The 24,393-nt window shown below is 50.7% G+C and carries 21 protein-coding genes and 1 pseudogene; 3 read left to right on the forward strand and 19 right to left on the reverse strand.

The window, feature by feature from the left end:
• Window positions 1-229 precede the first annotated feature (229 nt).
• Window positions 230-715 carry a DUF721 domain-containing protein gene (locus tag MHN33_RS15565; RefSeq protein ID WP_239399092.1) on the forward strand — a complete coding sequence of 162 codons (486 nt, stop codon included), beginning with the start codon at window positions 230-232 and terminating at the stop codon, window positions 713-715.
• Between the two features lie 38 nt (window positions 716-753).
• On the opposite strand, the gene lpxC is transcribed toward MHN33_RS15565, so the two are convergent.
• The 16 genes from lpxC to mraZ all read right to left on the reverse strand — a co-directional run bounded on the left by lpxC (window position 754) and on the right by mraZ (window position 18,455).
• Window positions 754-1,677 carry a UDP-3-O-acyl-N-acetylglucosamine deacetylase gene (gene lpxC, locus MHN33_RS15570; RefSeq protein ID WP_239399094.1) on the reverse strand — a complete coding sequence of 308 codons (924 nt, stop codon included), beginning with the start codon at window positions 1,675-1,677 and terminating at the stop codon, window positions 754-756.
• A 96-nt stretch (window positions 1,678-1,773) separates the two neighbouring features.
• Entirely contained in the window at window positions 1,774-2,988 is a 1,215-nt protein-coding gene (gene ftsZ, locus MHN33_RS15575) for a cell division protein FtsZ (protein WP_239399096.1), read from the reverse strand.
• 20 nt (window positions 2,989-3,008) lie between these two features.
• Complete coding sequence (gene ftsA, locus MHN33_RS15580) at window positions 3,009-4,244, reverse strand: cell division protein FtsA (RefSeq protein ID WP_239399098.1); 1,236 nt, start codon at window positions 4,242-4,244, stop codon at window positions 3,009-3,011.
• Window positions 4,241-5,020, reverse strand: a complete 780-nt coding sequence (locus MHN33_RS15585) for a cell division protein FtsQ/DivIB (protein ID WP_239399100.1) — start codon at window positions 5,018-5,020, stop codon at window positions 4,241-4,243. The genes ftsA and MHN33_RS15585 overlap by 4 nt, the downstream gene beginning before the upstream one ends.
• Before the next feature lies 1 nt (window position 5,021).
• A complete protein-coding gene (locus MHN33_RS15590; protein ID WP_239399102.1) occupies window positions 5,022-5,930 on the reverse strand; it encodes a D-alanine--D-alanine ligase in 909 nt (302 codons plus the stop codon).
• On the reverse strand, window positions 5,927-7,336 hold the full coding sequence (gene murC / locus MHN33_RS15595; RefSeq protein ID WP_239399145.1) for a UDP-N-acetylmuramate--L-alanine ligase: 1,410 nt from the start codon (window positions 7,334-7,336) through the stop codon (window positions 5,927-5,929). The genes MHN33_RS15590 and murC overlap by 4 nt, the downstream gene beginning before the upstream one ends.
• Before the next feature lie 38 nt (window positions 7,337-7,374).
• Complete coding sequence (murG, locus tag MHN33_RS15600) at window positions 7,375-8,439, reverse strand: undecaprenyldiphospho-muramoylpentapeptide beta-N-acetylglucosaminyltransferase (RefSeq protein WP_239399104.1); 1,065 nt, start codon at window positions 8,437-8,439, stop codon at window positions 7,375-7,377.
• On the reverse strand, window positions 8,436-9,611 hold the full coding sequence (gene ftsW / locus MHN33_RS15605) for a cell division protein FtsW (protein ID WP_239399106.1): 1,176 nt from the start codon (window positions 9,609-9,611) through the stop codon (window positions 8,436-8,438). Before ftsW ends, murG begins: the two co-directional genes overlap by 4 nt.
• A complete protein-coding gene (murD, locus tag MHN33_RS15610; RefSeq protein WP_239399108.1) occupies window positions 9,605-10,930 on the reverse strand; it encodes a UDP-N-acetylmuramoyl-L-alanine--D-glutamate ligase in 1,326 nt (441 codons plus the stop codon). Before murD ends, ftsW begins: the two co-directional genes overlap by 7 nt.
• Window positions 10,931-10,952: 22 nt before the next feature.
• Window positions 10,953-12,035, reverse strand: a complete 1,083-nt coding sequence (mraY, locus tag MHN33_RS15615) for a phospho-N-acetylmuramoyl-pentapeptide-transferase (protein ID WP_239399110.1) — start codon at window positions 12,033-12,035, stop codon at window positions 10,953-10,955.
• The gene (gene murF / locus MHN33_RS15620) at window positions 12,029-13,432 is read right to left on the reverse strand and encodes a UDP-N-acetylmuramoyl-tripeptide--D-alanyl-D-alanine ligase (protein ID WP_239399112.1); all 1,404 of its coding nucleotides are present in this window, start codon (window positions 13,430-13,432) and stop codon (window positions 12,029-12,031) included. The genes mraY and murF overlap by 7 nt, the downstream gene beginning before the upstream one ends.
• Window positions 13,429-14,919: a UDP-N-acetylmuramoyl-L-alanyl-D-glutamate--2,6-diaminopimelate ligase gene (locus tag MHN33_RS15625; RefSeq protein WP_239399114.1), complete on the reverse strand. Its 1,491-nt coding sequence runs from the start codon at window positions 14,917-14,919 to the stop codon at window positions 13,429-13,431. The genes murF and MHN33_RS15625 overlap by 4 nt, the downstream gene beginning before the upstream one ends.
• Window positions 14,909-16,723 (reverse strand): penicillin-binding transpeptidase domain-containing protein, encoded by a 1,815-nt coding sequence (locus MHN33_RS15630; protein WP_239399116.1) that lies wholly within the window; start codon window positions 16,721-16,723, stop codon window positions 14,909-14,911. Before MHN33_RS15630 ends, MHN33_RS15625 begins: the two co-directional genes overlap by 11 nt.
• Window positions 16,720-17,040, reverse strand: coding sequence for a cell division protein FtsL (gene ftsL, locus MHN33_RS15635; RefSeq protein WP_239399118.1), 321 nt, complete (start codon window positions 17,038-17,040; stop codon window positions 16,720-16,722). Before ftsL ends, MHN33_RS15630 begins: the two co-directional genes overlap by 4 nt.
• The gene (gene rsmH / locus MHN33_RS15640; protein ID WP_239399120.1) at window positions 17,040-17,975 is read right to left on the reverse strand and encodes a 16S rRNA (cytosine(1402)-N(4))-methyltransferase RsmH; all 936 of its coding nucleotides are present in this window, start codon (window positions 17,973-17,975) and stop codon (window positions 17,040-17,042) included. The genes ftsL and rsmH overlap by 1 nt, the downstream gene beginning before the upstream one ends.
• A 21-nt stretch (window positions 17,976-17,996) precedes the next feature.
• Window positions 17,997-18,455, reverse strand: coding sequence for a division/cell wall cluster transcriptional repressor MraZ (gene mraZ, locus MHN33_RS15645; protein ID WP_040644569.1), 459 nt, complete (start codon window positions 18,453-18,455; stop codon window positions 17,997-17,999).
• A gap of 444 nt (window positions 18,456-18,899) precedes the next feature.
• On the opposite strand from mraZ, the gene MHN33_RS15650 reads away from it, so the two are divergent.
• Window positions 18,900-21,887 carry an EAL domain-containing protein gene (locus MHN33_RS15650; RefSeq protein WP_239399122.1) on the forward strand — a complete coding sequence of 996 codons (2,988 nt, stop codon included), beginning with the start codon at window positions 18,900-18,902 and terminating at the stop codon, window positions 21,885-21,887.
• A gap of 259 nt (window positions 21,888-22,146) precedes the next feature.
• Here the strand turns inward: MHN33_RS15650 and MHN33_RS15655 are convergent, their stop codons facing one another.
• Together MHN33_RS15655 and MHN33_RS15660 are read right to left on the reverse strand one after the other, a co-directional pair.
• On the reverse strand, window positions 22,147-22,467 hold the full coding sequence (locus tag MHN33_RS15655) for a hypothetical protein (RefSeq protein ID WP_239399123.1): 321 nt from the start codon (window positions 22,465-22,467) through the stop codon (window positions 22,147-22,149).
• 279 nt (window positions 22,468-22,746) lie between these two features.
• Window positions 22,747-23,208 (reverse strand): annotated as a pseudogene (locus MHN33_RS15660) (transposase); the annotation flags it as partial.
• A 102-nt stretch (window positions 23,209-23,310) separates the two neighbouring features.
• Between MHN33_RS15660 and MHN33_RS15665 the strand changes: the two are divergent.
• Complete coding sequence (locus MHN33_RS15665; protein WP_343224847.1) at window positions 23,311-23,517, forward strand: EAL domain-containing protein; 207 nt, start codon at window positions 23,311-23,313, stop codon at window positions 23,515-23,517.
• A 297-nt stretch (window positions 23,518-23,814) separates the two neighbouring features.
• Here MHN33_RS15665 and MHN33_RS15670 read toward each other — a convergent pair.
• On the reverse strand, window positions 23,815-24,393 hold a 579-nt coding region (locus MHN33_RS15670), incomplete at its 5' end, for an integrase core domain-containing protein (protein WP_239399126.1).

Here is a 24,393-nt window from a genome sequence, read left to right on the forward strand (position 1 = left end):
CCATACCCATCCAATGACACACCGGCAGCGCCGTACAATCGGCTTCCAGCTAAAGAAAGTAGACACGGTTTTCGACGTATTGTTTGTATACATGTGGTCTGCATCGGGGTATTTCAAGCCCGACCTGTGACCACACGTGTAATGTGCTATCTGTAATGGCGCGTACGCGTTATACTGGTCGGTGAAATGGCGAAATACGTGTTAAGGCTGGCGCGAGTGAGTTATTGCTATGAGTAAAAACCGATTTGATCCTAAACCCCTCGACGAACTGGCTGGCAGCTGGTCGGATAAACTACATGGTTATATGCAAAAAGCCCAGGGCATCGCTGAACTGCAACAACCCCTGCACAATGCATTGGGCCCGGTCCTCAGTAAAAAATGCCGTGTAGCCAACTACCAGGACGGCACCCTGTACGTTGAAGCCGCATCAGCAACCCTGGCAACGCGGTTAAACTACCTAAAGATGGAGATCCTCAGCAGCTTTCGCGCTGCGGGCTTGCATGATTGCTGTCAGGTTAAAATAGGCACCAATCCGGAAGCACAACAGCGTCTTACGCCGCAGCAAAACCAGATCAAAACACCCGAGACTGCTTATAGCGGGCGCCACATGAGCGCACAAACAGCGGGTGATCTGATGGCACTTGCCGAACACGCTCCGGCCGGATTAAAAGAAAAACTCATACGTCTTGCCAAACATGCTGGACAAAAAAAATGACGCTCTTCGGCGTCATTTTTTTCATCTTTTCGTGCAACTCAGGCCGTTGCTAATGCTGTATCGACTTCCATGCCAGGTGCTGGCATAGTGACAGGCTCGTCGAATGTCGCCCATTCCCAGGCAGACTCAGTCGCCATGATCTGACGCAATAGCTTATTGTTCAGGCCATGACCCGATTTGAAGCAAGTGATCTTACCTAAAATGTTGTGGCCAGCCATAAACATGTCACCAACACAGTCGAGAATTTTATGTTTAACGAACTCATCTTTATAGCGTAGCCCATTTGGATTCAGCACTTTAAACTCATCCAGCACCACCGCGTTATCCATACTGCCACCCAGAGCCAGATTATTGGCATGCATGTACTCAATGTCTTTCATAAAGCCAAATGTACGCGCACGACTGATCTCTTCAGTAAAGCTCTGTGCCGTAATGTCCAGGCCAATACGCTGCCGACTGGCGTTAATTGCCGGATGGTTAAACGCAATTTCAAAGTCAATATGGAAGCCGTCGTAGGGATCAATTTCAGCCCATTTGTCGCCGTCTTCCACACGCACTTTTTCTTTGATGCGAATAAAGCGCTTCGCCTGGTTCTGTTCAGCGATGCCACCTTTTTGCAGCAAGTAAATGAAAGGTAATGCACTACCGTCCATAATCGGTACTTCTGCACTATCCAACTCGACTACCAGATTATCAATACCCAGTGCCGCAACGGCCGCAATCAAATGCTCCGTTGTTGACAGACGAACACCATCTTTGTTTGTTAAACAAGTACACAATTGCGTGTCGCCCACAGCTTCGGGGGTTGTTTCAAAATCGACAACCGGGTCGAGATCTACGCGACGAAATACGATCCCCGTATTTACGCTCGCAGGTCGGAGAGTGATCGTGACCTTTTCACCTTTGTGTAATCCTACACCTGTGGCTTTAACGACTTCAGCAATCGTTCGTTGTTTTATCATAGGTTCGTCCGCTTCTGACTGGTTAATGACTAAAATAGACCGCGAATTCTATCACAGATAGAACCAGCTGCCAATCGTTTATTTTTTAACCTGACGTTAATCAGATTGTTTGCGTAAAAACGCAGGGATATCGAAATAATCCCCTTTTTCTTTACCACCAGCGCTGCTAGACGGTGCAGATGTACCAGCCGGTTTAGGCTCAGAAGGCGCGACACTACCTTGCTCTGGTTCATGCCCTTCGCCTGATGTTTGTGTAAAGCTTGGGACAAACATATTCTGTCCTTTACCGCCTTCACTGTCAGAACCAACCGCCTTTTTCAGGCCATTGTCAACAATACCAAATTGCGGTTTACGCTCACCACCCAAACCCGTAGCAACCACAGTCACACGCAGCTCTTCGCTCATTTCCGGGTCGATTACCGCACCAACCACCACTGTTGCATTTTCAGACGCCAATGCTTTCACATGGTTCCCCACAATCTCAAATTCTTCAATTGTGATATCCATACCAGCCGTGATGTTCACCAGAATACCTTTGGCACCGGTCAAATCAACATCTTCAAGTAGTGGGCTGGAAATCGCAGCTTCTGCCGCTTCCTGTGCCCGGTCTGGACCACTGGCCGCAGCCGTGCCCATCATCGCTGTGCCCATCGCTGACATAACAGTACGTACGTCCGCGAAGTCCACATTGATTAAACCTGAGCGTGTGATCAGCTCAGCAATGCCCTGCACCGCACCGTATAATACGTCGTTTGCTTTAGCAAAGGCATCTAATAATGTAGTGCCTTTGCCCAAAACTTTAAGTAACTTGTTGTTAGGAATTGTGATAAGTGAATCTACAATTTCTGACAATTCGCCAATCCCCTGATCGGCAGCCGCCATGCGCTTTTTGCCTTCCAGATCAAATGGGCGCGTCACCACCGCCACAGTCAGGATCCCTAACTCCTTGGCAACACGGGCCACAACCGGTGCTGCACCGGTACCCGTTCCGCCACCCATACCGGCAGCAATAAATACCATGTCAGCCCCTTCCAGACTGGCCTTGATAGCATCTACATCCTCTTCCGCTGCACTGCGGCCTACTTCGGGATTCGCGCCAGCACCCAGACCTTGTGTTATCTGAGTACCCAGCTGCACAGTCACATCGGCTGAGGACTTGCGCAGAGCCTGCGCATCGGTGTTCGCCACAATGAAGCGAACGCCTTCGATTTCCTGCTTTACCATGTGTTCTACGGCATTACCACCGCCGCCACCGACGCCGATGACTTTAATAACGGCTTCTTCGCCGTGTTGTTCCATAATATCAAACATCTTCACTCTCCGACTTGAGCTTAAAACTCACCTTGGAACCACTTCGTGACCCGGTTCCACCAACCATCTTCGGCATCCGCTTTTGTCCTGTGTGCATTCTTGACTTGCAGCGTTCGGCCGTATTGTAACAAACCTACCGCTGTTGCGTATGCCGGATCATCAACATAATCGGTTAACCCTGTTATCCCTACAGGCTTACCAACACGAACGGGCATCTGGAAAATGTCTTCTGCCACTTCCAGTGCACCTTTCATTTTTGCACTGCCGCCGGTCAGTACGATCCCTGCGGCAATTTGATCTTCAAATCCAGAGCGTCGGATCTCTTCAAGCACCAGCTCAAACAGCTCACGAAACCTGGGCTCGACCACCTCAGATAAAGTATGCCGAGACATAATTCGCGCAGGTCGTCCCCCTACGCTGGGTACTTCAATCGTTTCTTCATTGCTGGCCATCTGGCTGCTCGCATAGGCGTATTGTACCTTCAGTGATTCCGCGTGAGAAATAGGGGTGCGGAAAATTTTTGCAATATCCCCTGTGACCTGGTTACCCGCAACCGGAATTACGGCGGTATGACGCAATGCACCATTAACATAAATGGCAATGTCCATGGTGCCACCACCAATATCGACAACCGCAACCCCCAGCTCTTTCTCATCTTCCGTCAGCACCGAGTAACAGGATGCCAGTGCCGTAAAAGTCAGCTGATCGACCTGTAAACCACATCGTTCTACACACTTTTCGATGTTTTTCGCCATGTCGTTTGAACAAGTAATAATGTGCGCCTTGGCTTCCATCCTCACGCCACTCATGCCCAGTGGGTTTTTAATGCCTTCTTGCATGTCCACACTGTATTCCTGCGGCAGCGAATGCAGCATCTTTCGTTCGGCAGACATAGGCACTGAGCGCGCAATGTGGATCACATTGGCGATATCGTCGTCTGTGATCTCTGCATTGTTGTTAATGGCCACGACACCACTTTCGTTCTGGCACTGAATATGTTTACCCGAAATACCGAGATAAACAGAGCTTATCCGGCAGTCAGCCATCAGCTCCGCTTCGTCAACAGCACGTTTGATCGAGTCAGATACCAGATTAAGGTCGTTGACGCCCCCCTTATCCATACCATGGGCAACCTGATTCCCGACCCCCACTATACTCAGCTGGTTGTCTGCGGTGATCTCTCCAACCGTTGCAACCACCTTAGAGGTGCCCACATCCAGCCCAATCACTAAGTTTCTCTCTGCCGACTTGGTCATGCTTTACTCTTATCTTTATTGTCTTCGTTCTGGCTGAATTTCCAGCTAACCGCCAGTCCCGTATCATATCTCAGGTCAATCACATCTATCCGAGCGCCTTCAGGCCTTTCCAGCCTCGGATAAACATCTATAAATCGTTGCACACGCTGTGCTTTATCTTCCCGACCCAAATTGAGCCGAATGCCATTGTCCAGCCACAGCTGCCAGGCAAAGCGCTCTGAGAGTGCCAGGCTGACCAGGTCAAACTGGTTTACAGCCAGCATTGCTTTCAATTGTAAAAACGTCTGCCAGGCTTCTACTTCACTGCCTTCCGGACCATATAGCGCTGGCAAACTCTTTGGCAGCCGATTACTGTTAGCCTGAAACACACCACCCGCATTATTTAACAGCAGGTCACTATTCCAATAGGCCACCGGTTTATGTTCAACAACATACACCTGCAGGGCGTCCGGCCATTGCTTCCTGACCGAAACTGTCGCCACCCAAGGCAACGCCTGCACCGCATCGTGCACCGCCTTAACGTCCAGCTCAAAAAAACTCGACAGATCCGTTTTGCGGATCGCTCTCACTATGTCGTGCTCGGCGGTATAGTAGGGCTGACCCAGCACCGTCAATGTCTTGATCTGAGTATCTCTGTGCTGGGTTAACCAGTCACGCGCCCACATTCCACTTTGCATCAAACCAATTAGCACAACCAGAAAAAAGCCGACTCCAAACAACAGAGACCAGTTGACACTGTCTCTTAGAGTGGTGATTTTTCCCAAAAGAGCACGCATATTAAAGGGTTTGCTCCAAAATGCGAATAACTAATTGCTTAAATGACAACCCATTTTGCTTTGCCGCCATCGGCACCAGTGACTTCTCCGTCATGCCAGGGACCGTATTTACTTCCAGCAAGTAAAACTGACCATTACTATCTTGCATCGCATCTACTCTGCCCCAACCCGTTGCACCAACCAACTCGAAAGCATGCTTTGCCATCACCTGTAACTGCTCAGTGTGCGCTTTACTGATATCTGCCGGGCAGTAGTACTCCGTGGTGTTAGCCTGATACTTTGCCTGATAATCATAAAACCCCCGAGGCGTGCGCATCTCTATTACAGGTAGCGCCTCTTCTGCCAGCATAGCCACGGTAAACTCGCGACCTTCAATCCACTGCTCAACCAGGATTTCATCGTCATACTTAAACGCTTCATTCAGCGCGGCTTGTAGTTCCTGCGCCGACGTCGCCTGGGTCATACCGATGCTGGAGCCTTCGTGGCTTGGCTTGACCATTACTTTACCAAAATCGGCCATAAGTGCCGCTGTATCTATGTCCTGGGATACCTTGACCACACAGTAACGCGCCGTACTTAGCTTGGCAGACTCAAACAGTTGCTTGCAACGAACCTTATCCATCGCCAGTGCACTACCCAAAACACCACTGCCAGTATACGGCAGCCCCATAAACTCCAGCGCCCCCTGAATGGTGCCATCTTCACCGCCACGGCCGTGTAAGGCGATAAACACCCGATCAACTTGTAGCGCTTTGAGTTCCCACAAGTTGCGCTCTGCAGGATCGAATGCCACAACCTCAACCCCTGCATCCTCAAGCGCATTGATAATTGCCTGGCCCGACTTCAACGACACCTCTCGCTCGGCAGACAAGCCACCGAGCAATACCGCAACTTTGCCAAACTCATTCATAGCACACCTTGCTTCAACTTTTCGACCGACAGCTCAGTGGCCGCCAGTTGTTTTACGATTTGCCCGATATTACCGGCTCCCTGGGTGATCACCAGATCGTTGTTGCGCAATACGTCCGCCAATACTGCTTGTAAATCCTGACCGTCTGCAACATGGATTGGTTCTACACCACGCTGTCTCAGACTGCGACATAAACTCTTACTGTCGGCACCAACAATCGGGTTTTCCCCGGCACTATACACATCTAACAACAACAATTGATCGACTTCGCTGAGCACTTTCACAAAGTCTTCATAAAGATCCCGGGTACGTGTGTAGCGATGCGGCTGATACAACATCACCAGACGTTTGTCAGGCCAGCCTGCACGCGCTGCACGGATAGTCACCGCCACTTCCGAGGGATGGTGACCATAATCATCAACCAGCATCACTTCACCACGCTCATTCTGGAACGAGCCATAGTGCTGAAAACGCCGACCTATGCCCGCAAACTTTTCCAACGCTGCTAAAATCGCTTCGTTACCGATATCATGATCTTTTGCCACTGCAATCGCCGCCGTTGCATTCAGCGCGTTGTGTTTGCCTGGCATGCTGAGCGTCACGTCGAGCTGTTCGCCTGACTTATGCACGACCTTAAAGCGGCTGCGGCTTTGGGTTTGTTCAAAGTCCACCATGCGATAGTCAGCCTCAGAATTTTCCCCATACGTGATGGCAGGTCTGGCAAAACGTGGCAGTAATTCTCTGGCCACGTCCGAGTCAGTGCATACCACAGCCAGACCATAAAATGGCAGATTGTGAATGAATTCAACATAGGTGTCTTTCATCTTTTCAAAGTCACCATCATAAGTATCCATATGGTCGGCTTCAATGTTTGTGATCACCGATACCATGGGCTGTAAATGCAAAAATGACGCGTCACTTTCGTCGGCCTCTGCAATCAGATAGTCGCTGCTGCCCACCTTGGCATTACTGCCCGCACTATTTAACAAACCGCCGATAATAAAGGTCGGGTCTAATCTCGCTTCAGCGAAAATACTGGCGATCAGGCTGGTCGTTGTGGTTTTACCATGAGTGCCGGCAACCGCAATACCATGGCGAAAGCGCATTAATTCAGCCAGCATCTCGGCGCGCCTGACTACCGGCACCCGGGCGCGTTTTGCCGCCACAATCTCCGGGTTGCTGGTATCAATGGCACTGGACACCACGACTACATCAGCATCTTTAATGTTATTTTCGTCATGGCCAATAAAGACTTCAGCCCCAGCACGGATAAGCCGCTCTGTCATCGCATTCTGGGCAATGTCAGAGCCGGTAATTCGATACCCTTCAAAGGCCAGCACCTCAGCAATCCCGCCCATGCCTGCACCACCGATACCAATGAAATGGATGGTATTAATGCGCCTCATGGCTCTGCGTCTGTTAATTTCTTTCACTGTTTTCTCTTTCAATTCGTTACTTCTTCGCAAATGGCTGCCACTGACTGGGTTGCAGACAGCTGAGCACAGGCTTTTGCTTTATTCGCCTTTTCCCAGATCAGTGCCCGATCTCGACAATAAGACACCAAAGTCTCGCACACATGCTGTGCAGATAATTCTGCCTGCGGGATCAGCAACGCCGCCGACTCGTCCACCAAAAATCGCGCATTGGCAGTCTGGTGATCATCTACCGCGTGCGGCAAAGGCACAAAGATGGCCATCTTGCCTGCGGCGGCAATCTCGCTCACCGTCAGTGCACCCGCACGGCAAATCACCATATCGGCCCAGTCATAAGCCTGATCCATATCATCAATAAACTCGGCCACTTTGGCCTGTAATCCAAAACGCTGGTAGTCACTTTCTACTGCAACGTGATTGCCTTTACCGCTTTGGTGCCAAACCTGTATGTCACAGGATGTTGCCTCAGTCAGTAATGCCATAGCCTCAGGGACCGTATCGTTGAGCACTTTCGCGCCCAAAGAGCCGCCCACAACCAGCACATTAATGACGCTCCCCGGTTGTTTTGGCTTAAGCTGTGCCACACTTGCACGCACAGGATTACCCACAACATCATGCGCACGCTCGGCAAAAGCCTGCGGAAATGCAGCCAATACTCTGCTGGCAATGCGTGCCAACAATTTATTACTTAAGCCGGCAACCGCATTTTGTTCATGGATCACCAAAGGCACCCCAGTCAGCTTAGCTGCCAGTCCAACGGGGCCTGTGACATAACCTCCCATCGCCAGGATCACGTCCGGACGGCGATTTCGAATGATGGCTCTGGCAGCAAAAATGGCCTTTATCACCATCCAGGGTGCAGTCAGCAAGCGTTTTACCCCGTTACCGCGCACCCCTTTAACTGCTATAAAGTCGATGTCTATACCATGTGCCGGTACGACATGCGCTTCCATTCTGTCTGCGGTGCCGACCCAGGATATTTGCCAGCCCTGCGCCTCAAGTGCTTTGGCCACGGCGATACCCGGGAAAATATGTCCACCGGTGCCACCGGCCACAACCAGTAATCGTTTGGTCATTTTTTTCCTCCCCGGGAGGTGGCCTGACGGGTCGACAGCTTAGTTTCGAAATCAATGCGCTGTAATAACCCTGCGGCAATGGTCATGATCAATAAACTCGATCCCCCGTAGGAGATAAACGGCAGTGTCAGACCTTTGGTTGGCAACATGCCCGCACTCGCACCGACATTTACTACAGTCTGAAAAGCGAACCAGATGCCGATCCCAAGCGCCAGATACCCCTCGTATTCCTTGCCCGACTTAAGCGCTTTTTGACCTATGAGCAAAGCCCGGAATACTAAAGTAGCCAGTGTCAACAGCACACAAATCACGCCAACAAAGCCCAGCTCTTCGGCTACCACGGCAAAAATAAAGTCATTATGTGCTTCCGGTAAATACTGCAACTTCTGAACACTGTTGCCCAGACCCTGACCGAACCAGCCGCCCTGACCGTATGCCATAAGAGACTGGACCAGCTGATAGCCCTTACCAAAGGGATCTTCCCAGGGCTCCAGGAAACCAACCACCCGGGCCATCCGGTATGGTTCAAAAATAATCAACATCACCACGAGCAACACGCCAGTCAGCATCAAGGCAAAAAACTGCCAGAGCTTTGCGCCCGCCAAAAATAACAAACCAACGGTAGTAACAAACATCACCACCACAGTGCCAAGGTCCGGTTGCATCAGAATTAAAAAGGCGTAAACCGCAAAGACAATAATGGGTTTTGCAAACCCCTTGAGGTTTTCCTGCACTTCATCGCGCTTGCGCACCAGATAACCGGCAATGTAGCTAAAGAAAAACAGTTTCGCGGCTTCTGCTACCTGAAAGCCAATCGGGCCAACTGGCAGCCAACGCTTGGAACCATTCACTTCACGGCCAACAACCAGCACGACGGCCAACAGCACGAGTCCCAGCAACAAAAGATACGGGTTAAACCGTTTCCACCAGGTCATTGGGACTGAGGTGCTAAGCCAAAACAGCACCATTGCCATGACCAGAAACATGCTGTGACGTGTCACGATATGGTAGGGATTATCGTACAGGCGTTCAGCCACAGGCATAGAAGCACTGGTGACCATCACGAAACCAATTCCCACCAGGCACAACATGGCGTACAGCAGTGGCACGTCGAATAACGAGTCCGAAGGGGTTGGGGTGAAGGTGCGCCGCAGTGCGGTCATGCTCAGCATACTTGTCCCTCAACAAGCCGGCAGAATTCTTCGCCACGGGCCATATAGTTGGCATACATATCAATACTGGCACAGGCTGGTGCCAGTAATACCAGATCGCCTGGTTTTGCCTGCTGAGCCGCCAGCGCGACGGCCTCACTCAGATTGTTGACCATCTGACTGTGCGGGTGCAATGGCATAAAGTCAGCGCCATCCTTACCAAAGCAAAACACGGTTTTACAGTGGCGCTGCAAAGGTACTTTGAGTGGGGACAAGTCGGCCCCTTTGGCATCGCCGCCCGCGATCAACAAGATCTGGGCTTGCTCACCAGCCAGACTTTCCAGCGCCGCCACCGTCGCACCGACATTAGTTGCTTTGGAGTCATTGAAATAACGCACTCCCTGCACATCGGCGACCAACTGACAACGATGCGGTAACCCTTTGAACGCCCCAAACGCCGCAATGAATGCGCTGTCTGGCAGTGCCAGCGGCGACAACAATGCCATTACCGCCAGAGCGTTAAACTGGTTGTGTTTACCCGGCATGGCCAGCACATCGACCGGACACAACTTGTTGCCATGCAGCGAAAAATAGGTCTGCCCATGGTCTTGCGTTAAGCTGCAAGTCGCGCCTTCAAGCGCCACACTCAGTGCGTTATCATGAGGCAGGAAGGTACGCGGATCGTCGGCGTTATACACCAGGCAATCGACCTGCTGATAGATACGTAACTTTGCTTCGCAGTAGGCGGCAAAATCCGGATACCTGTCCATGTGATCTTCGGTAATATTGAGGATCATGGCACTCAAACAGTGCAAACTGTGCGTGGTTTCGAGCTGAAAACTCGACAGCTCCAGCACATACACATCAAAATCTCGCTCGAGCAGATCCAACACAGACGTGCCAATGTTACCGCCCAGCCCGACCTTTAAACCCGCCTGCTGACACACCTCCGCCGCTAGGCTTACCACAGTTGATTTGCCATTTGAACCGGTTACAGCGATCACAGGTTTGTCATTCAGACGAGCAAACAATTCGACGTCACCTATGACTTCGACCCCGGCTGCGACTGCCTGGGCCACATAGGTTTCATACAAAGGCACACCGGGACTGATCACCACCAAGTCGGTTGCACTTAGTGCCGCCTCTGCAAGCGGGCCAAACACCGCCTCACATTCAGGCAAGTTGTGGTTCATCCAGTCGGCACCAGGAGGCACAGGGCGAGAGTCGACCACCTTGGGCGTAATGCCATGACGTACCAAAAAACGCACTATGCCCAGACCGGTGACACCCAGTCCGAGCACGGTAATGTGTTTATTTTTTAAGGTGTCTAAATAACCCATATCATAACCTTAGTGTACTGCTTTAGCGGATCTTTAAGGTTGCCAGTCCCGCTAGCACCAAAATGATCGAAATGATCCAAAATCGCACAATCACTCTGGGCTCCGGCCAGCCTTTTAGTTCATAGTGATGGTGTATCGGCGCCATACGGAAGATCCGCTGACCACGCAGCTTATAAGAACCAACCTGTAAAATCACCGATAAAGCTTCCATCACAAAGACGCCGCCCATAATAAGCAGCACCAGCTCCTGACGCACCAAAATAGCGATGATCCCCAGAGCACCACCGAGTGCCAGTGAGCCGACGTCACCCATAAATACTTGTGCCGGATAAGTATTGAACCACAAGAACCCCAGCCCGGCGCCGACAATTGCGGTACAAACCACCACCAGTTCGCTGGCAGCGGCGATATGCGGGATATGCAGATAGTTGGCAAACACGGCATTGCCGGTCACATAAGCGATAATCGCCAGTGCTGATGCCACCAAAATGGTCGGCACAATAGCCAACCCATCAAGCCCGTCAGTCAGATTCACGGCATTAGACGTCCCTACCAGCACAAAATAACTCATCACCAGATAAAACAGCCCAAGCTGAGGCAGCACGTCTTTGAAAAAGGGCACCACCAGCACGGTTTCAGAGGGATCGGTCGACGTGAAATAAATAAAGGCAGCAACAGAAATGGCAATCACTGACTGCCAGAAATATTTCCACCGGGCTATCAAGCCTTTGCTGTCTTTACGAATAACTTTACGGTAGTCGTCCACGAATCCGACGATACCCAGTGAGCCAATCACAAACAAAGTGATCCAGACGTATTTATTGCCCAGGTCGCCCCACAGCAAGGTGCTGGCAAAAATAGCGCCTAAGATCAGCAATCCGCCCATAGTGGGCGTGCCTGATTTTGATAAATGTGATTCCGGACCGTCATCTCTGACCGTCTGACCAATTTGCATTCTCTGTAAGCTTCGGATCAGCTTAGGTCCGAAATACAAAGAGATCATTAATGCAGTCAGGATCCCCAGGATCGCACGCAGCGTCAGGTAGGAGAAAACATTAAAGCCACTGTAATATTGCGTCAGATATTCCGCTAACCAGGCTAACATGAGCTTTCCTCTTCACTATCTGTGTCGCTTTTTTGTGCTTTTGAGGCATTGACCAGATCGGCGACCAGCAGCTCCATACGCGCACTGCGAGAGCCCTTCACCACCACTGTGCACACTTCATCACGTTGCGCCAGTAGTTGTACAATCGCCTGCAACATATGCTCTCGCTGCGAAAAGTGACGATTCACAGTTTCAAACACATCGCTGGCATAGCGGCTCAACACCCCCAGAGAAAACAACGCGTCAATGCCTTTTTCTTTGGCATAGTCACCGACTTCCTCATGATACTGCCGTGCTTCCTCACCCAGTTCGCCCATATCTCCCAGCGCTAACACCCGATAGCCCGGCATACTGGCCAGTAAGTCTATGGCGGCTTTGACAGAGCGCACATTGGCGTTGTAGCTGTCATCTATTACCCGCAGCATATCCGATACTTCAATCAGGTTAACGCGCCCTTTCACCTCAGCCATGCTTTCAAGCGCAGCTTTGACATCTTCCAGGGTTGCCCCCAGTTGTACCGTGCAAGACGCTGCGATCAAGGCATTCATGACGTTATGCTCGCCCGGCAAAGGGAGTGTGATGGTGACGCGCTGCGCGCCCTGGCACAATGCAAAAGTGGCACGGCCCAGTGTATCCAGGTGGATGTCCTCTACCCACAGATCAAGCTGCTGTGCCATAGAGAAGCGACTGGTGCGCTGAGTCGTTAAGCTTTGCTCCCACATCGGTGCAAAGCGACAGTCACAGTTCAATACCGCGACACCATTAGCTTTGAGGCCGGAGAAAATTTCGCCTTTCGCCTGGCCAACGCCTTCTATCGAGCCAAAACCTTCGATGTGCGCTGGTGCCACATTACACACGACGGCGACATCCGGTTTAACCAGCGCGCTGGTATAGGCAATTTCACCTATGTGGTTTGCACCCAATTCAATGACCGCAAATTCATCGTCTTCACTCAGGCGTAACAAGGTCAGCGGAACGCCTATGTCATTATTGAAATTGCCTGCTGTGGCCAGCACTTTGCCCAGTCGGGATAAAATAGCCGCCGACATTTCTTTCACAGTGGTCTTGCCAACACTGCCGGTGATTGCCAGCGTTTTAGGTGATACCTGCCGGATCACAGCCTGACCGAGTTGCCCCAGCGCCAGTCGCGTATCTTTGACAATCAACTGAGGAATATCCACGTCGACCGGATAATCGACAATGGCCGCAATTGCGCCTTTTTGCTGTGCCTGGGCAACGAATTTATGACCGTCAAAATTAGGTCCTTTTAACGCCAGAAACACTTCGTTTTCGCTAATTGTACGTGTATCTGTATTTATATTTGAAACACTGCGGTTTTGCCCGTCAAAAGGGGCCTTCAGTACATCCGCAAGCCAAGAGAGATCCATCTTGATCATGCACTTTCCCCTGATAATATTTTCTGAGCCCAGCTGATATCGCTAAAAGCCAGGCGTTGGTTACCTATGATCTGATAGTCTTCATGCCCTTTACCGGCGATCAGGATCACGCTGTGTTGATCAGCGCCCCGGATTGCCTCACGTATGGCACTCGCCCTATCAGGCTGACAAAGAGCATACTCAGGCTTACTGAGCCCAGCCTTAATGTCATTAATAATGTCGAGTGGATCTTCCCCACGCGGATTGTCGCTGGTGATCACTACGGTATCCGCATAACGCTCCGCAGCTTGTGCCATCAGCGCACGCTTACCTTTATCGCGCTCGCCACCACAGCCAAATACACAGGTCACTTTGCCTGGTACATGCTGCTGTAACGCCTGCAGTGCCAGTGCCAGCGCATCCGGTGTGTGGGCATAGTCAACCACACAGGTGGGCTGCCCGGCTACTTCGATTGCCTGCATCCGACCGGTGACGGGCTTTAGTTGCGCAGCACCTTCAACCAGTTGTGACAAAGCGATCCCCTGAGTCAGCAACACAGCAAATGCCGCACTCAGGTTATACAGGTTAAACTCGCCGAACAAAGGTGTGCTAACCTCGGCATTACCCCAGCTGGTGTGTAATCTGACATGTATACCCTGGCTGTCAAACCGTGCATCACTAAAATAAACAAACTGCTGCACAGTCTCGCTCAGCGTGTCATCCACAGGCTTACGACCAAAGCCGACCGGGCGCGTTATCTTGCCTTCTTTTAGCCAGCGCTGTGCCCAGGGGTCATCAATGTTGACCACCCCATAGTTTGGCTGACAGGCGCTGAATAATTGCAGCTTGGCCTCGGCATAGTTTTCCATCGTGCCATGATAATCCAGATGGTCACGGCTCAGGTTAGTAAATACCGCCACCTCAAACTGACACTGCGCCACCCGCCCCTGTACCAGCCCATGGGATGACACTTCCATCGCAGCCAGCGAATAGCGGTCACGCAGCTCACTTAAAATGCGCTGCAGATCGACGTGAGACGGGGTGGTGTTATTCAAAGGCGTTAGCGAGTCTGGTGCCCCGTAACCGAGCGTGCCTATTACGGCACCTGGCAATCCACAGGCACTGGCCAGATGCGCTATCATGGCCGTGGTGGTCGACTTACCGTTGGTGCCCGTTACACCTACCAGCGTCATCGCGCGGCTCGGCTCGCCATAAAACGTCGCAGCCAGCATGGCCACTTTGTCGGCCAGTGCGTGGATCTTAATAACCCGCGAGATAATCCGAGAGTCTTGAAAATCAACAACGCAGTTTTCATCGGCCAGTACCAGTGCCGCACCACGCTCAAGCGCAGAGCCCACATACTGACCACCATCCTGCTGGTGACCCCGTAGCGCAATAAAGCAATCGCCCGGACCCACTTCCCGGCTGTCCAGGCGCAACGCGTTAATCTCTATACTTGGGTGTGAAACCCCAATGTCAGCCAGTGCCTGGCTCAAATCACGAGTCATTGTCCGGCCTTGTCAAATAAGCAACCCGATCTTTGTCCGGTGCCACATTTAAAATTCTCAGTGCATTAGAAACAATTTCGGCAAACACAGGTCCCGCCGTATGTCCGCCATAATACACATCCCCTCCCGGTTCATTAATCATGACGACCACGGCAAGGCGAGGATCGCTGACCGGTGCAACACCGGCAAAATACCCCACGTATTCGTCACCATATCCGCCTGCAATGGCCTTTTCAGAAGTACCGGTTTTGGCCGCAGCCCGATATCCATCCACAATCACATTCGATGCGGTGCCGCCTTTTTCAAAGACCGATTCCATCATTTCTACCACGGCCAGCGCATCTTCTTCACGGAACAGGCGCTCGCCCGGTACCGGCCCCTCCTGCTTCATAATGGTCAGCGGACGAGAAATACCACCAGCACCAAAGGTCGCATACAACCTGGCCACCTGAGCGGTACTGACAGACACAGCGTAACCGTAAGACAAAGTGGCAATTTCAAAGTCCGACCAGCGACGGTTGGGATAAAACAAGCCAGAGCTTTCGCCGATCATCATAGTGCCGGTGTCTTCGCCAAAACCAACCTGCTGATACAGGCCAACAAAATACTCTTTGGGCAGCATCTGGCTAATTTTAGCCACGCCCATGTTACTGGATATCTTTAGAATTTCGCGCAAGGTCATTTCACCATGGTTACGCTCGTCTTTAACCAGCCCGCCATTGAGACGCATCCAGCCTGGGTAGGTATTTATGGTGTCATCCGCCTGAATAACACCATGATCCAGTCCGGCCAACACCGCCAGCGGCTTCAGAGTTGATCCCGGCTCGAACAGATCGGTAATGGCCCGGTTACGACGCTTATAAGGTGCCGCATCGCTCATATCATTGGGATTAAAGCTTGGACTGTTGACCATAGCGAGGATCTCACCAGTGTGCACATCCACCACCATGGCCGAACCAGAAGTTGCCTGATAAGTCAGGACCGCCGATTTTAACGCCTGATAGGCAATCGCCTGGATCCGCAAGTCAATACTCAGGTGAACGTCTTCCGGCTCAACCCGCTCTTCCTCTGCTAACACCTGAACCTCACGCCCCTGGGCATCTTTACGAATAGTCCGACGCCCTTCGGTACCTGTCAGCGCCTTATCATAGAGTTTTTCAATGCCTTCGATGCCGATGCCATCAATGTTGGTGACACCCAGTACATGGGCCGTCACCTCGCCATTGGGGTAATAACGTTTAGACTCGTCAAGCAAATGGATCCCAGGCAGGCGCATCTGGCGTATATAGTTGGCCACCGCAGGCGTTACCTGGCGTTTTAAATACACAAAACGGCGTGCGGGATTGTCGCGCAGGCGCTTGTCTATTTTTTGTTGTTTGATTTGCAGCACATCTGCCAGTTCACGCCAGCGCAGTTCATCCTGATAAAAAGCCTGTTTACGGGCACTGAGCTCGGCGGCATTATCGGCCAATGCCTGAGCATCCTCTCCATTACGACGTGCCTTTTTCAGCACTTTTTTTGTCAATGCCTTATCCAGTGCTTTGGGGTCGGCATAGACACTAACCACAGGGACACTGACCGCCAGCTCTTTACCATTACGATCGAAGATCATCCCGCGCTGCACGCGTACAGTTTCAACCCGCACTGTGCGCTTGGCATTTTCCGAACGCGCTTTGTCGGGCTCAATCACCTGCAAATAAGCAGCACGGGCGATCAGCGCGGCAAAAACCAGCACCAGCATCACGCTGACCAGCGCAAAGCGCCAGCTGATTAAATTGACTGAGGTCTTTTTCGCCGGACTCATGGTAGTACAATCACCTGCTCTTCTTTACTGGTTGGCCGTTTCATCTGCAACTGGGTTCTGGCCACTTCTTCAATACGCGCATGCTGAGAGTAAAACTCTTCCTCCACCAGCAAATAGCGCCATTCCAGATCCAGCTCATCCCGTTTCTGTAAGAGTTTATCCTGCTCTATCAACTGCTGGCGTGTCAGGTGTGTCACCTGCACCACCGCAAGCGCAGAGCCTAAAGTCACGGCCAGCAGCATAAACGTCAGCTTGTTTGCCAGTAACAACTGGCACATTTCTAGAAATAACCTGGGCTGACGCTGATGCTTTTTCATTACAGTTTCTCGGCAATTCTCAGTACTGAGCTGCGCGCGCGCGGATTGGCATCAATTTCAGCCTGGCTGGGTTTGATGGCTTTACCCACCGCCTTCAGTGTCAGGTTTTGCTTAAGCTGCGCATCCGTCAGCGGCAAACCACGTGGCACAGCCTCCCCTTTACTTTGTTTTTTAATAAACTGTTTAACAATGCGATCTTCCAGTGAATGGAAGGAAATCACCACCAGACGACCACCCGGCTTTAATACCGCAAGTGCGGCCTGCAATGCTGTTTGGATCTCTTCAAGCTCACTATTGATGTAAATGCGAATGGCCTGAAAAGTGCGCGTGGCCGGGTGCTTATGCTTGTCTTTGACTGGCACCGCTTCATCAATTAGATCTGCCAGTTGCTTAGTCGAGGTGATCTCTGTGTGCTCGCGGGTTTCAATGATCTTGGTCGCAATACGGCGGGCAAATTTTTCTTCACCGTATTTTTTGATCACAAACACCATATCTTCGAGCTCGGCTTCTGCCAGCCACTGTGCAGCACTGCGACCGGCCGTCGGGTTCATGCGCATATCCAGCGGGCCATCTTTCATAAAGCTAAAACCGCGCTCGGCGTCATCAAGCTGGGGTGAAGACACGCCAATATCCAGCAAAATACCATCTACCTTGCCCAACAAACCGGCATCACGGGCCACGCTCTCAATGTGCGAAAAGCGATTGTGGGCAATACTAAAACGCGGATCATCGGCGAACTTCTGTGCCGCCGCAATCGCTTGCGGATCCTGATCAATGGCCTGTAATTTGCCCTGCTCATTCAGCCGCTTGAGTATTTCACCCGAGTGACCACCGCGGCCGAATGTACCGTCGATATAAGTGCCATCGGGTTGGATATTCAATGCATCCAGCGTTTCAGCCATCAACACTGAAATATGTTGCCATTCTGTCGCCATAAAATTTGGTTTTCACCCCAGTTATAAAGAAAAGTCATCCAGCTCAGGGCACGCTTCTACGTCACCACTGCGCTCAATCTCGGTATCGGCCTGCATTTGCTCATACCAGCGCGCTTCGTCCCAGATCTCAAACTTATTGAGCAATCCGACCAGCATCAGCTTTTTGCCCAGGCCAGCATGGGCACGCAATGTGGGCGCCAGTAAAATTCGACCATTTTTGTCGAGCTGGTATTCTTCCGCATGTCCTAATAGCATGCGCTGCCAGCGTCTGACTCTGGGGTTGGTGTTGGATAGTCGTTGTAATCTGGATTCAATTTCGCGCCACTCAGACAACGGGTAAAGCCACAGGCATGGTTCATTGATCGCAATAGTGCAGATTACGGCGCCCTGTTCTTCAGACAGCAGCGGCTGGCGATACCGGGTTGGTATCGAAAAACGCCCTTTGTCATCAAGACTCAGAGAATTTGCGCCGCGGAACATAACTACTCGCTCGGCCTGTTGCGACAAGCTAATCTTTGATCCAATTTGATCCACTCTAACCCACATTTTCCCACAGGATGACAGTCTAGGGCTTGACAAGCCTTTTTGTCAAGTTGGATCACACGGCTTGATTCGCCTGCAGGCCAGAAAAATCGCGGGTTTTGCGGAACTCCATGAAATCGGTGGGAAAATGTGGGCAGACAAATAATGTGGGATCTTTTCACGTAAATTAGTCCCTTTTTTGATAACTGTGGAATATTTCATTCATGAAATTTTTACGCGCCGGGGTGTTACCAAAAAGCCGAAAAATTAATAACTCTCGACTAGTATTTAGCTTAAACGGGTTGGTTAAAGCGCCCTGCGCTTGTATTATGCCGCCACCTTAAACCCAGGCGAGTTTTTATTATTAAAGAGATATCAATAAAACAGCGATTCTACCGATTGATGCTGGTACTCAGTCTGCCTGGCTTTTTGCTGATCCTGGCCCTGTTGTTCGCGCAGCGTAGTAATATGCTGCAACTGCAGGAACAACAAGCCCTGATGTATGCCAATCAGGTTGCAACGCTGCAACATGCTGAAGTGGCTGCCACACGCCGACTACTGCAACAACTGGCCTACCAGCCCGACAATCTGCAACACCACAATGGTCGCTGCCCGCAACTGCTGTCTAATGCACAGCATCTGTCGCCCAGCTTTGCCAACTTTGGCCTGGCCACACCAGATGGTAACGTCACTTGCTCTTTGTCTAAGATATCGGGGCCGATCTCCATTGCCGATCGCCCCTATTTTCAACAGGCCATTGATGAAGGCACCTTTAGTATTGGTGAATATCAACACGACAGAAGCATCAATAGCGCCACACTGAACTTTGCTCACCCGGTTTATCAGAATGGCCAGCTCACTATGGTGATCATAGCCGTTAAACGCTTATCACACTGGAGTCGCTCACTGTCCAGGCTCACGCTGCCCCAGGGCACCCGTGTGATGATTGCCGATCATACCCGTGCCATAGTCGCCGAATACCCATACAGCACTGAGCCACTGGGCAGAGCTGTCAACGAAGACTGGCCAGATGACCTGAACGAACAGGCTGCGCTGCTTAACGATGTCAACGGTCATCACTATGTGTATATTCGTCTGCCCTTGCTGGCCGCACGCGGTGAACTGAGCATCTATTTTGCTTTCCCTTTTGAAGCCGCCTGGCAGCAAACTCAGCGTCACTTTGCCTTGGTTTTAAGCAGCTTTTTTATCTTATTATGCCTGCTTATCTGGCTGGCGCGTTATCGTCTGCACAAAACCCTGCTGCAACCGCTGACCCAGTTCAGACAAGCCATTGCGGCACTGGCACAGGGACGTACGCTGGATCTCACCCGCCACACCATGCCACAGGAATTGGCTGTGCTGGGTGAGCACTTTGAAAACATGGCCAGCGTGCGCCTGCAAACTGAGCAACAGTTAACCCATAAGCACACTGAACTGCAAACTCTGCTGTCGGCATTACCCGACAGCTATCTGCGCGTCGATGCACAAGGGCAGGTGCTTGCCAAACACGGCAACCTGGTGCAACAGGGCAATACGCTGAGCGAACTGTTTCCACATCATATTCATAAACGGCTCCGGGTTGCGCTGACACTGCTTAAGGAACAGCCCCAGCTGCTGCTGGAATATACCCAGGGCGAGCAACAGCAAGGCTATGAAGTGCGCGTTCAGGGTATGCGCCATGGCGAAGAAGCCGTGATAGTGATCCGCGATATCAGCCACCGTAAGCGTCAGGAAGAAGCACTCAACCTGGCTGCTCTGGTGTACAACAATTCCAGTGAAGGCATGGTCATTACCGATGCCCACGGCTATATCCTGGATGTTAATCGTGCGTTTGTTGAAGTGACCGGATTCAGTGCGCAGGAGGCTGTTGGAAAAACCACCGCCATCCTGAACTCAGGAAAACACGACCGCGCCTTTTACCGCCAGATGTGGCATGCACTCAATGACACCGGACGCTGGCAGGGCGAGATAGTCAACCAACGCAAAAATGGCGAACTGTATACCGAATGGTTGACCATAGACACGGTCTATGACGAACAAGCCGCCCCTTATCGCAGAGTCGCTATTTTCACCGATATTACCGATAATAAACTGAAAGATGAGCAACTTTGGCGACAAAGCCACTATGATTCACTGACCGATCTGCCCAATCGTACTAGTCTGAAAAAGCACCTTAATACATTGCTTGAGGCGCCTGATACACCACTGGCCATCCTGCTGCTGGATCTCGATCACTTTAAGGACATTAACGACACCTTAGGTCATTATTATGGCGATCAACTACTGGCCCAGGTTGCCAAAGCACTGCAATCTCTGGAGCAGCCCGGCCTGACTTTATCGCGGATCGGTGGCGATGAGTTTGTCATTATCTGCGAACACTGCCGCACTGAAGCCCATGCTATCACACTGGCAGAGCGTGTCCTGAGCGTATTTAAGCAAGATTTTATTCTGGAAGGTGAACACTGTCAGATAGGCGCCAGTATTGGCATAGCACTCAGCCCCAGAGATGGCGATAGCAGTGAGTTGTTACTGAAGGCCGCCGATCAGGCCATGTACCGGGCTAAAAGCCTCGGCCGCAACGGCTATGCCTGTTTCGACTCAACCCTGCGCCAACAGAGCGAACAGCGCCTGCTCATGCTCAGAGACATGCGCCAGGCATTAACCGACGCACAATTTGTGATGTACTATCAGCCGATAGTGACCATGCAAACCCGGCAGATCCACAAAGCCGAAGCCCTGATCCGCTGGCAGCACCCGGACAAGGGGATGATCAGCCCGGGCCACTTTATACCCCTTGCTGAGGAAACCCAGCTGATCCATCAACTGGGAGAGTTTGCCTTCCAGCAAACCCTGCAAACACTCAGCCGCCTGCAACAGCAACATGGCGCATTTCAGATCAGCCTGAACGTGTCACCGGTACAGTTTAACGCCAAGCATACCAGCTTGCTGACGTGGCAGGCACAGCTCAACGACGCCAATTTGCAACCCGAAGACGTGGTCATTGAAATCACTGAAGGCTTAATGATGCAAGGGGAAGGGCGCAGCCAGGCGCGTCTTGGCCAGCTGATCCAGCAGGGGTTTTCGATTGCGCTGGATGATTTTGGTACCGGTTACTCCTCCCTTGCCTATCTTAAGCAAATGGACACCGACTTTATCAAGATAGATAAACGCTTTGTCGATGGCATTGAGCATAACGAAGACGATCTGGTCCTGTGCGAAACCATGATCATGATGGCACACCAGTTGGGACTCAAAGTGATTGCAGAGGGAATAGAAACCGCCACGCAACATGAGCTGCTCAAACAAGCTGGGTGTGATTATGGTCAGGGATATTTTTATGCCAAGCCTGCGCCCTTGGCTGAGTTAGAAACACTATTGAAAGGTTTATAAATTGAACGTCTGTCAGGGCATAATATCAAAGTCTTATCGGCTACAAACACCCTTGATATCGTCAACCTGATTAAGTGTACTCTGCTATTATGAAAGAGTTTTACGATAATTTTATAAACAAAAATGAAGCGGATATACGCCGAAGTACGACATTTTCTGCAAGCAGAGCCCGATTTAAGACGTGGATATTGAACTCTGTTTGCCCGTATGCCATAAACGCAAAACACCGCTTTTAGAGGGTTACATATACTGAAACGGCTTATCTGAGCCAGACATTAATAGCAAGCTGGTGTGAGAACCAAAAATTAACAGGCACTTGTTTATCATCATAATATGAAACATCGACAGGAAGACCGGCTACCTTGGCAGTTAGCAAAGCGGAATACTTTTCCTGTCCGCCTGGTTGCGTTAAATCGAAGCAGAGTGAGGGGGAGTCTGCCTCTACGGTGAAGCAGGCGTACTGGGAAAACCCGCCACCATAGGTTCTTAACGCTTTGACTTTGGTATGCCAGTGCCAAACTTCACCAGCACTAGCGTTGAAAGCAGACAGTGCTGTTAGCAGTAACAATATTTTTTTCATATTTGATCCAATAGTTAGAAGTGACGAAATAATCTCAATGCAGATTGTACCTGATATTAATAAATTAGAGTAATGCAGGAAAAATTAAAACTTCATTGCTGCCTTAAAGCAGCTCATGACATCCACAAACTAGACAAACAAAAAAGGCCACTGCTTGGCTGTGGCCCAATAAGATCTGATGATCTTTTACTTAGTTTTTAAGTGACACCCACTCCAATATATGCAGGACATAGCATACAGTCCACACGCCAATTTTAGGTGGCTGTCCATGTAACTCCTTTGTTCATTAGCTTTGCGGGCAATGTCTTCATTAAGCACCCGCATAAACCAGCAGATGCTCGCTAGCCGGAGTCTGAATTCAGCGATATCAGCTGCCAGCATGCTGTACTCGGATGCACTCAGCTCATCACCACAAATGAACTTGTGCGTCAGCCAGTTGCCCTTAAACAACTTATGCCAGCGAAGCACTATCGCTTTATCTGATAACCTTTGTGCTTTCTTATCATCCACATACAACACAATATGCGTATGATTGCTCATAACCGCATAGCCACACACATCAATGCAAAACACCTTCGCAAGGGTCAGTAATTTTTCCTCAACCCAGTCTCGCCGATGTTCATAAGACTTGCCCGTGACGCGGTCGTTGCCGCACAGAAATGCCCGACGAACACACCGGGATATGCAGTGGTAGTACTTAGTGTCTGATAAGCTGACCTGTCTCTTCCTTGCCATTGGCATAATTTGTCACCCTCAATCCATTGAGTATTACCTAAAGGTAGACGGCGTACAGTCTGCACGCCAATTTTAGGTGGCTGTCCATGTAACTACTTTGTTGACGGCATAGAACACAACGAAGATGACCTGGTGCTGTGTGAAACCATGATCATGATGGCACACCAGCTGGGGCTCAAAGTGATTGCTGAGGGAATAGAAACCGCCACGCAACATGAACTACTCAAACAGGCAGGTTGTGACTTTGGCCAGGGCTACTTTTATGCCAAACCTATAAGTCAGGCAGATTTAGTAGAAAAGTCACAGCAACGATAAAAAGGCACGACTGTGACTCACTTTAAAGCGTGTCCGTAAGAACGAATGAGGAAGGGGTATGAGTGCGCGTAGTCGTGCAACACAGCCAAAGTAAGGGATTTAATTGACAGCAAGCCCGACAAAGCTCAACCACGCGCGGGATCTCATCCATAAAACATTGTGGACTGTTCACCGCCATGAAGCACAGTCCACAATCTGACGATAGAGCGAGACATCACACACCCGCTCTGTGACAGTAGTTGTACTAGCTCAGACTTGACCTGACAGTTACCCGTTTTTCAATCGGTGACTGTCAGCTTAGATTTGGGCTAAATTCTTTTCAACCCAGATCGATTTTCCATCTAATAATGTTTCAAGCGGCGTTCTTCCGCAGCATTTTTTACCTTGATGAGTTCGGTCATTATTGTAGTAATTTATCCACTCGTCCAGGTCCTTTTGGAGCTCTTCCAGAGAGCTGTACAATTTTTTGCGAAATGTCACTTGGTAAAACTCTTGAAGTATCGTTTTGTGGAAGCGTTCGCAGATACCGTTTGTCTGCGGCGACATCGCTTTGGTTTTAGTATGGTCTATGTCGTTGATCGCTAGGTAAAGCTGATAGTCATGGTGCTCAACCTTACCGCAGTACTCAGTTCCCCGGTCTGTGAGGATCCTTAGCATAGGCAGCTCGTGCTGCTCAAAGTAGGGTAAAACTCTATCATTCAGTAGATCTGCTGCTGTGATCGGTGTTTTAGTGGTGTAGAGCTTTGCAAAAGGAGGGTGTTCATAATTCTGTGTCAGCCTACTGAGCTCAAAGCTCGATGTAGTCATCCAAGCGCCCTGGAAAGTGGATGGCCATCTGTGATAGCGTGAGATTCCAGTTCTGGATAGGATGCGTCC

Source organism: Pseudoalteromonas sp. OOF1S-7, assembly GCF_022347765.1.
Lineage (GTDB): Bacteria > Pseudomonadota > Gammaproteobacteria > Enterobacterales > Alteromonadaceae > Pseudoalteromonas.

Excerpts from the sequence above, each read along its gene's own strand:
- ftsL (WP_239399118.1), bottom strand. The coding sequence starts at position 17,040 with ATGAAAAAGCATCAGCGTCAGCCCAGGTTATTTCTAGAAATGTGCCAG.
- MHN33_RS15655 (WP_239399123.1), bottom strand. The coding sequence starts at position 22,467 with ATGAAAAAAATATTGTTACTGCTAACAGCACTGTCTGCTTTCAACGCT.
- MHN33_RS15630 (WP_239399116.1), bottom strand. The coding sequence starts at position 16,723 with ATGAGTCCGGCGAAAAAGACCTCAGTCAATTTAATCAGCTGGCGCTTT.
- MHN33_RS15565 (WP_239399092.1), top strand. The coding sequence starts at position 230 with ATGAGTAAAAACCGATTTGATCCTAAACCCCTCGACGAACTGGCTGGC.
- murC (WP_239399145.1), bottom strand. The coding sequence starts at position 7,336 with ATGAGGCGCATTAATACCATCCATTTCATTGGTATCGGTGGTGCAGGC.
- ftsZ (WP_239399096.1), bottom strand. The coding sequence starts at position 2,988 with ATGTTTGATATTATGGAACAACACGGCGAAGAAGCCGTTATTAAAGTC.
- MHN33_RS15650 (WP_239399122.1), top strand. The coding sequence starts at position 18,900 with ATGCTGGTACTCAGTCTGCCTGGCTTTTTGCTGATCCTGGCCCTGTTG.
- mraZ (WP_040644569.1), bottom strand. The coding sequence starts at position 18,455 with ATGTTCCGCGGCGCAAATTCTCTGAGTCTTGATGACAAAGGGCGTTTT.
- MHN33_RS15590 (WP_239399102.1), bottom strand. The coding sequence starts at position 5,930 with ATGAATGAGTTTGGCAAAGTTGCGGTATTGCTCGGTGGCTTGTCTGCC.
- ftsW (WP_239399106.1), bottom strand. The coding sequence starts at position 9,611 with ATGCTGAGCATGACCGCACTGCGGCGCACCTTCACCCCAACCCCTTCG.
- rsmH (WP_239399120.1), bottom strand. The coding sequence starts at position 17,975 with ATGGCGACAGAATGGCAACATATTTCAGTGTTGATGGCTGAAACGCTG.
- lpxC (WP_239399094.1), bottom strand. The coding sequence starts at position 1,677 with ATGATAAAACAACGAACGATTGCTGAAGTCGTTAAAGCCACAGGTGTA.
- murD (WP_239399108.1), bottom strand. The coding sequence starts at position 10,930 with ATGGGTTATTTAGACACCTTAAAAAATAAACACATTACCGTGCTCGGA.
- ftsA (WP_239399098.1), bottom strand. The coding sequence starts at position 4,244 with ATGACCAAGTCGGCAGAGAGAAACTTAGTGATTGGGCTGGATGTGGGC.
- murF (WP_239399112.1), bottom strand. The coding sequence starts at position 13,432 with ATGATCAAGATGGATCTCTCTTGGCTTGCGGATGTACTGAAGGCCCCT.
- MHN33_RS15625 (WP_239399114.1), bottom strand. The coding sequence starts at position 14,919 with ATGACTCGTGATTTGAGCCAGGCACTGGCTGACATTGGGGTTTCACAC.
- murG (WP_239399104.1), bottom strand. The coding sequence starts at position 8,439 with ATGACCAAACGATTACTGGTTGTGGCCGGTGGCACCGGTGGACATATT.
- MHN33_RS15585 (WP_239399100.1), bottom strand. The coding sequence starts at position 5,020 with ATGCGTGCTCTTTTGGGAAAAATCACCACTCTAAGAGACAGTGTCAAC.
- mraY (WP_239399110.1), bottom strand. The coding sequence starts at position 12,035 with ATGTTAGCCTGGTTAGCGGAATATCTGACGCAATATTACAGTGGCTTT.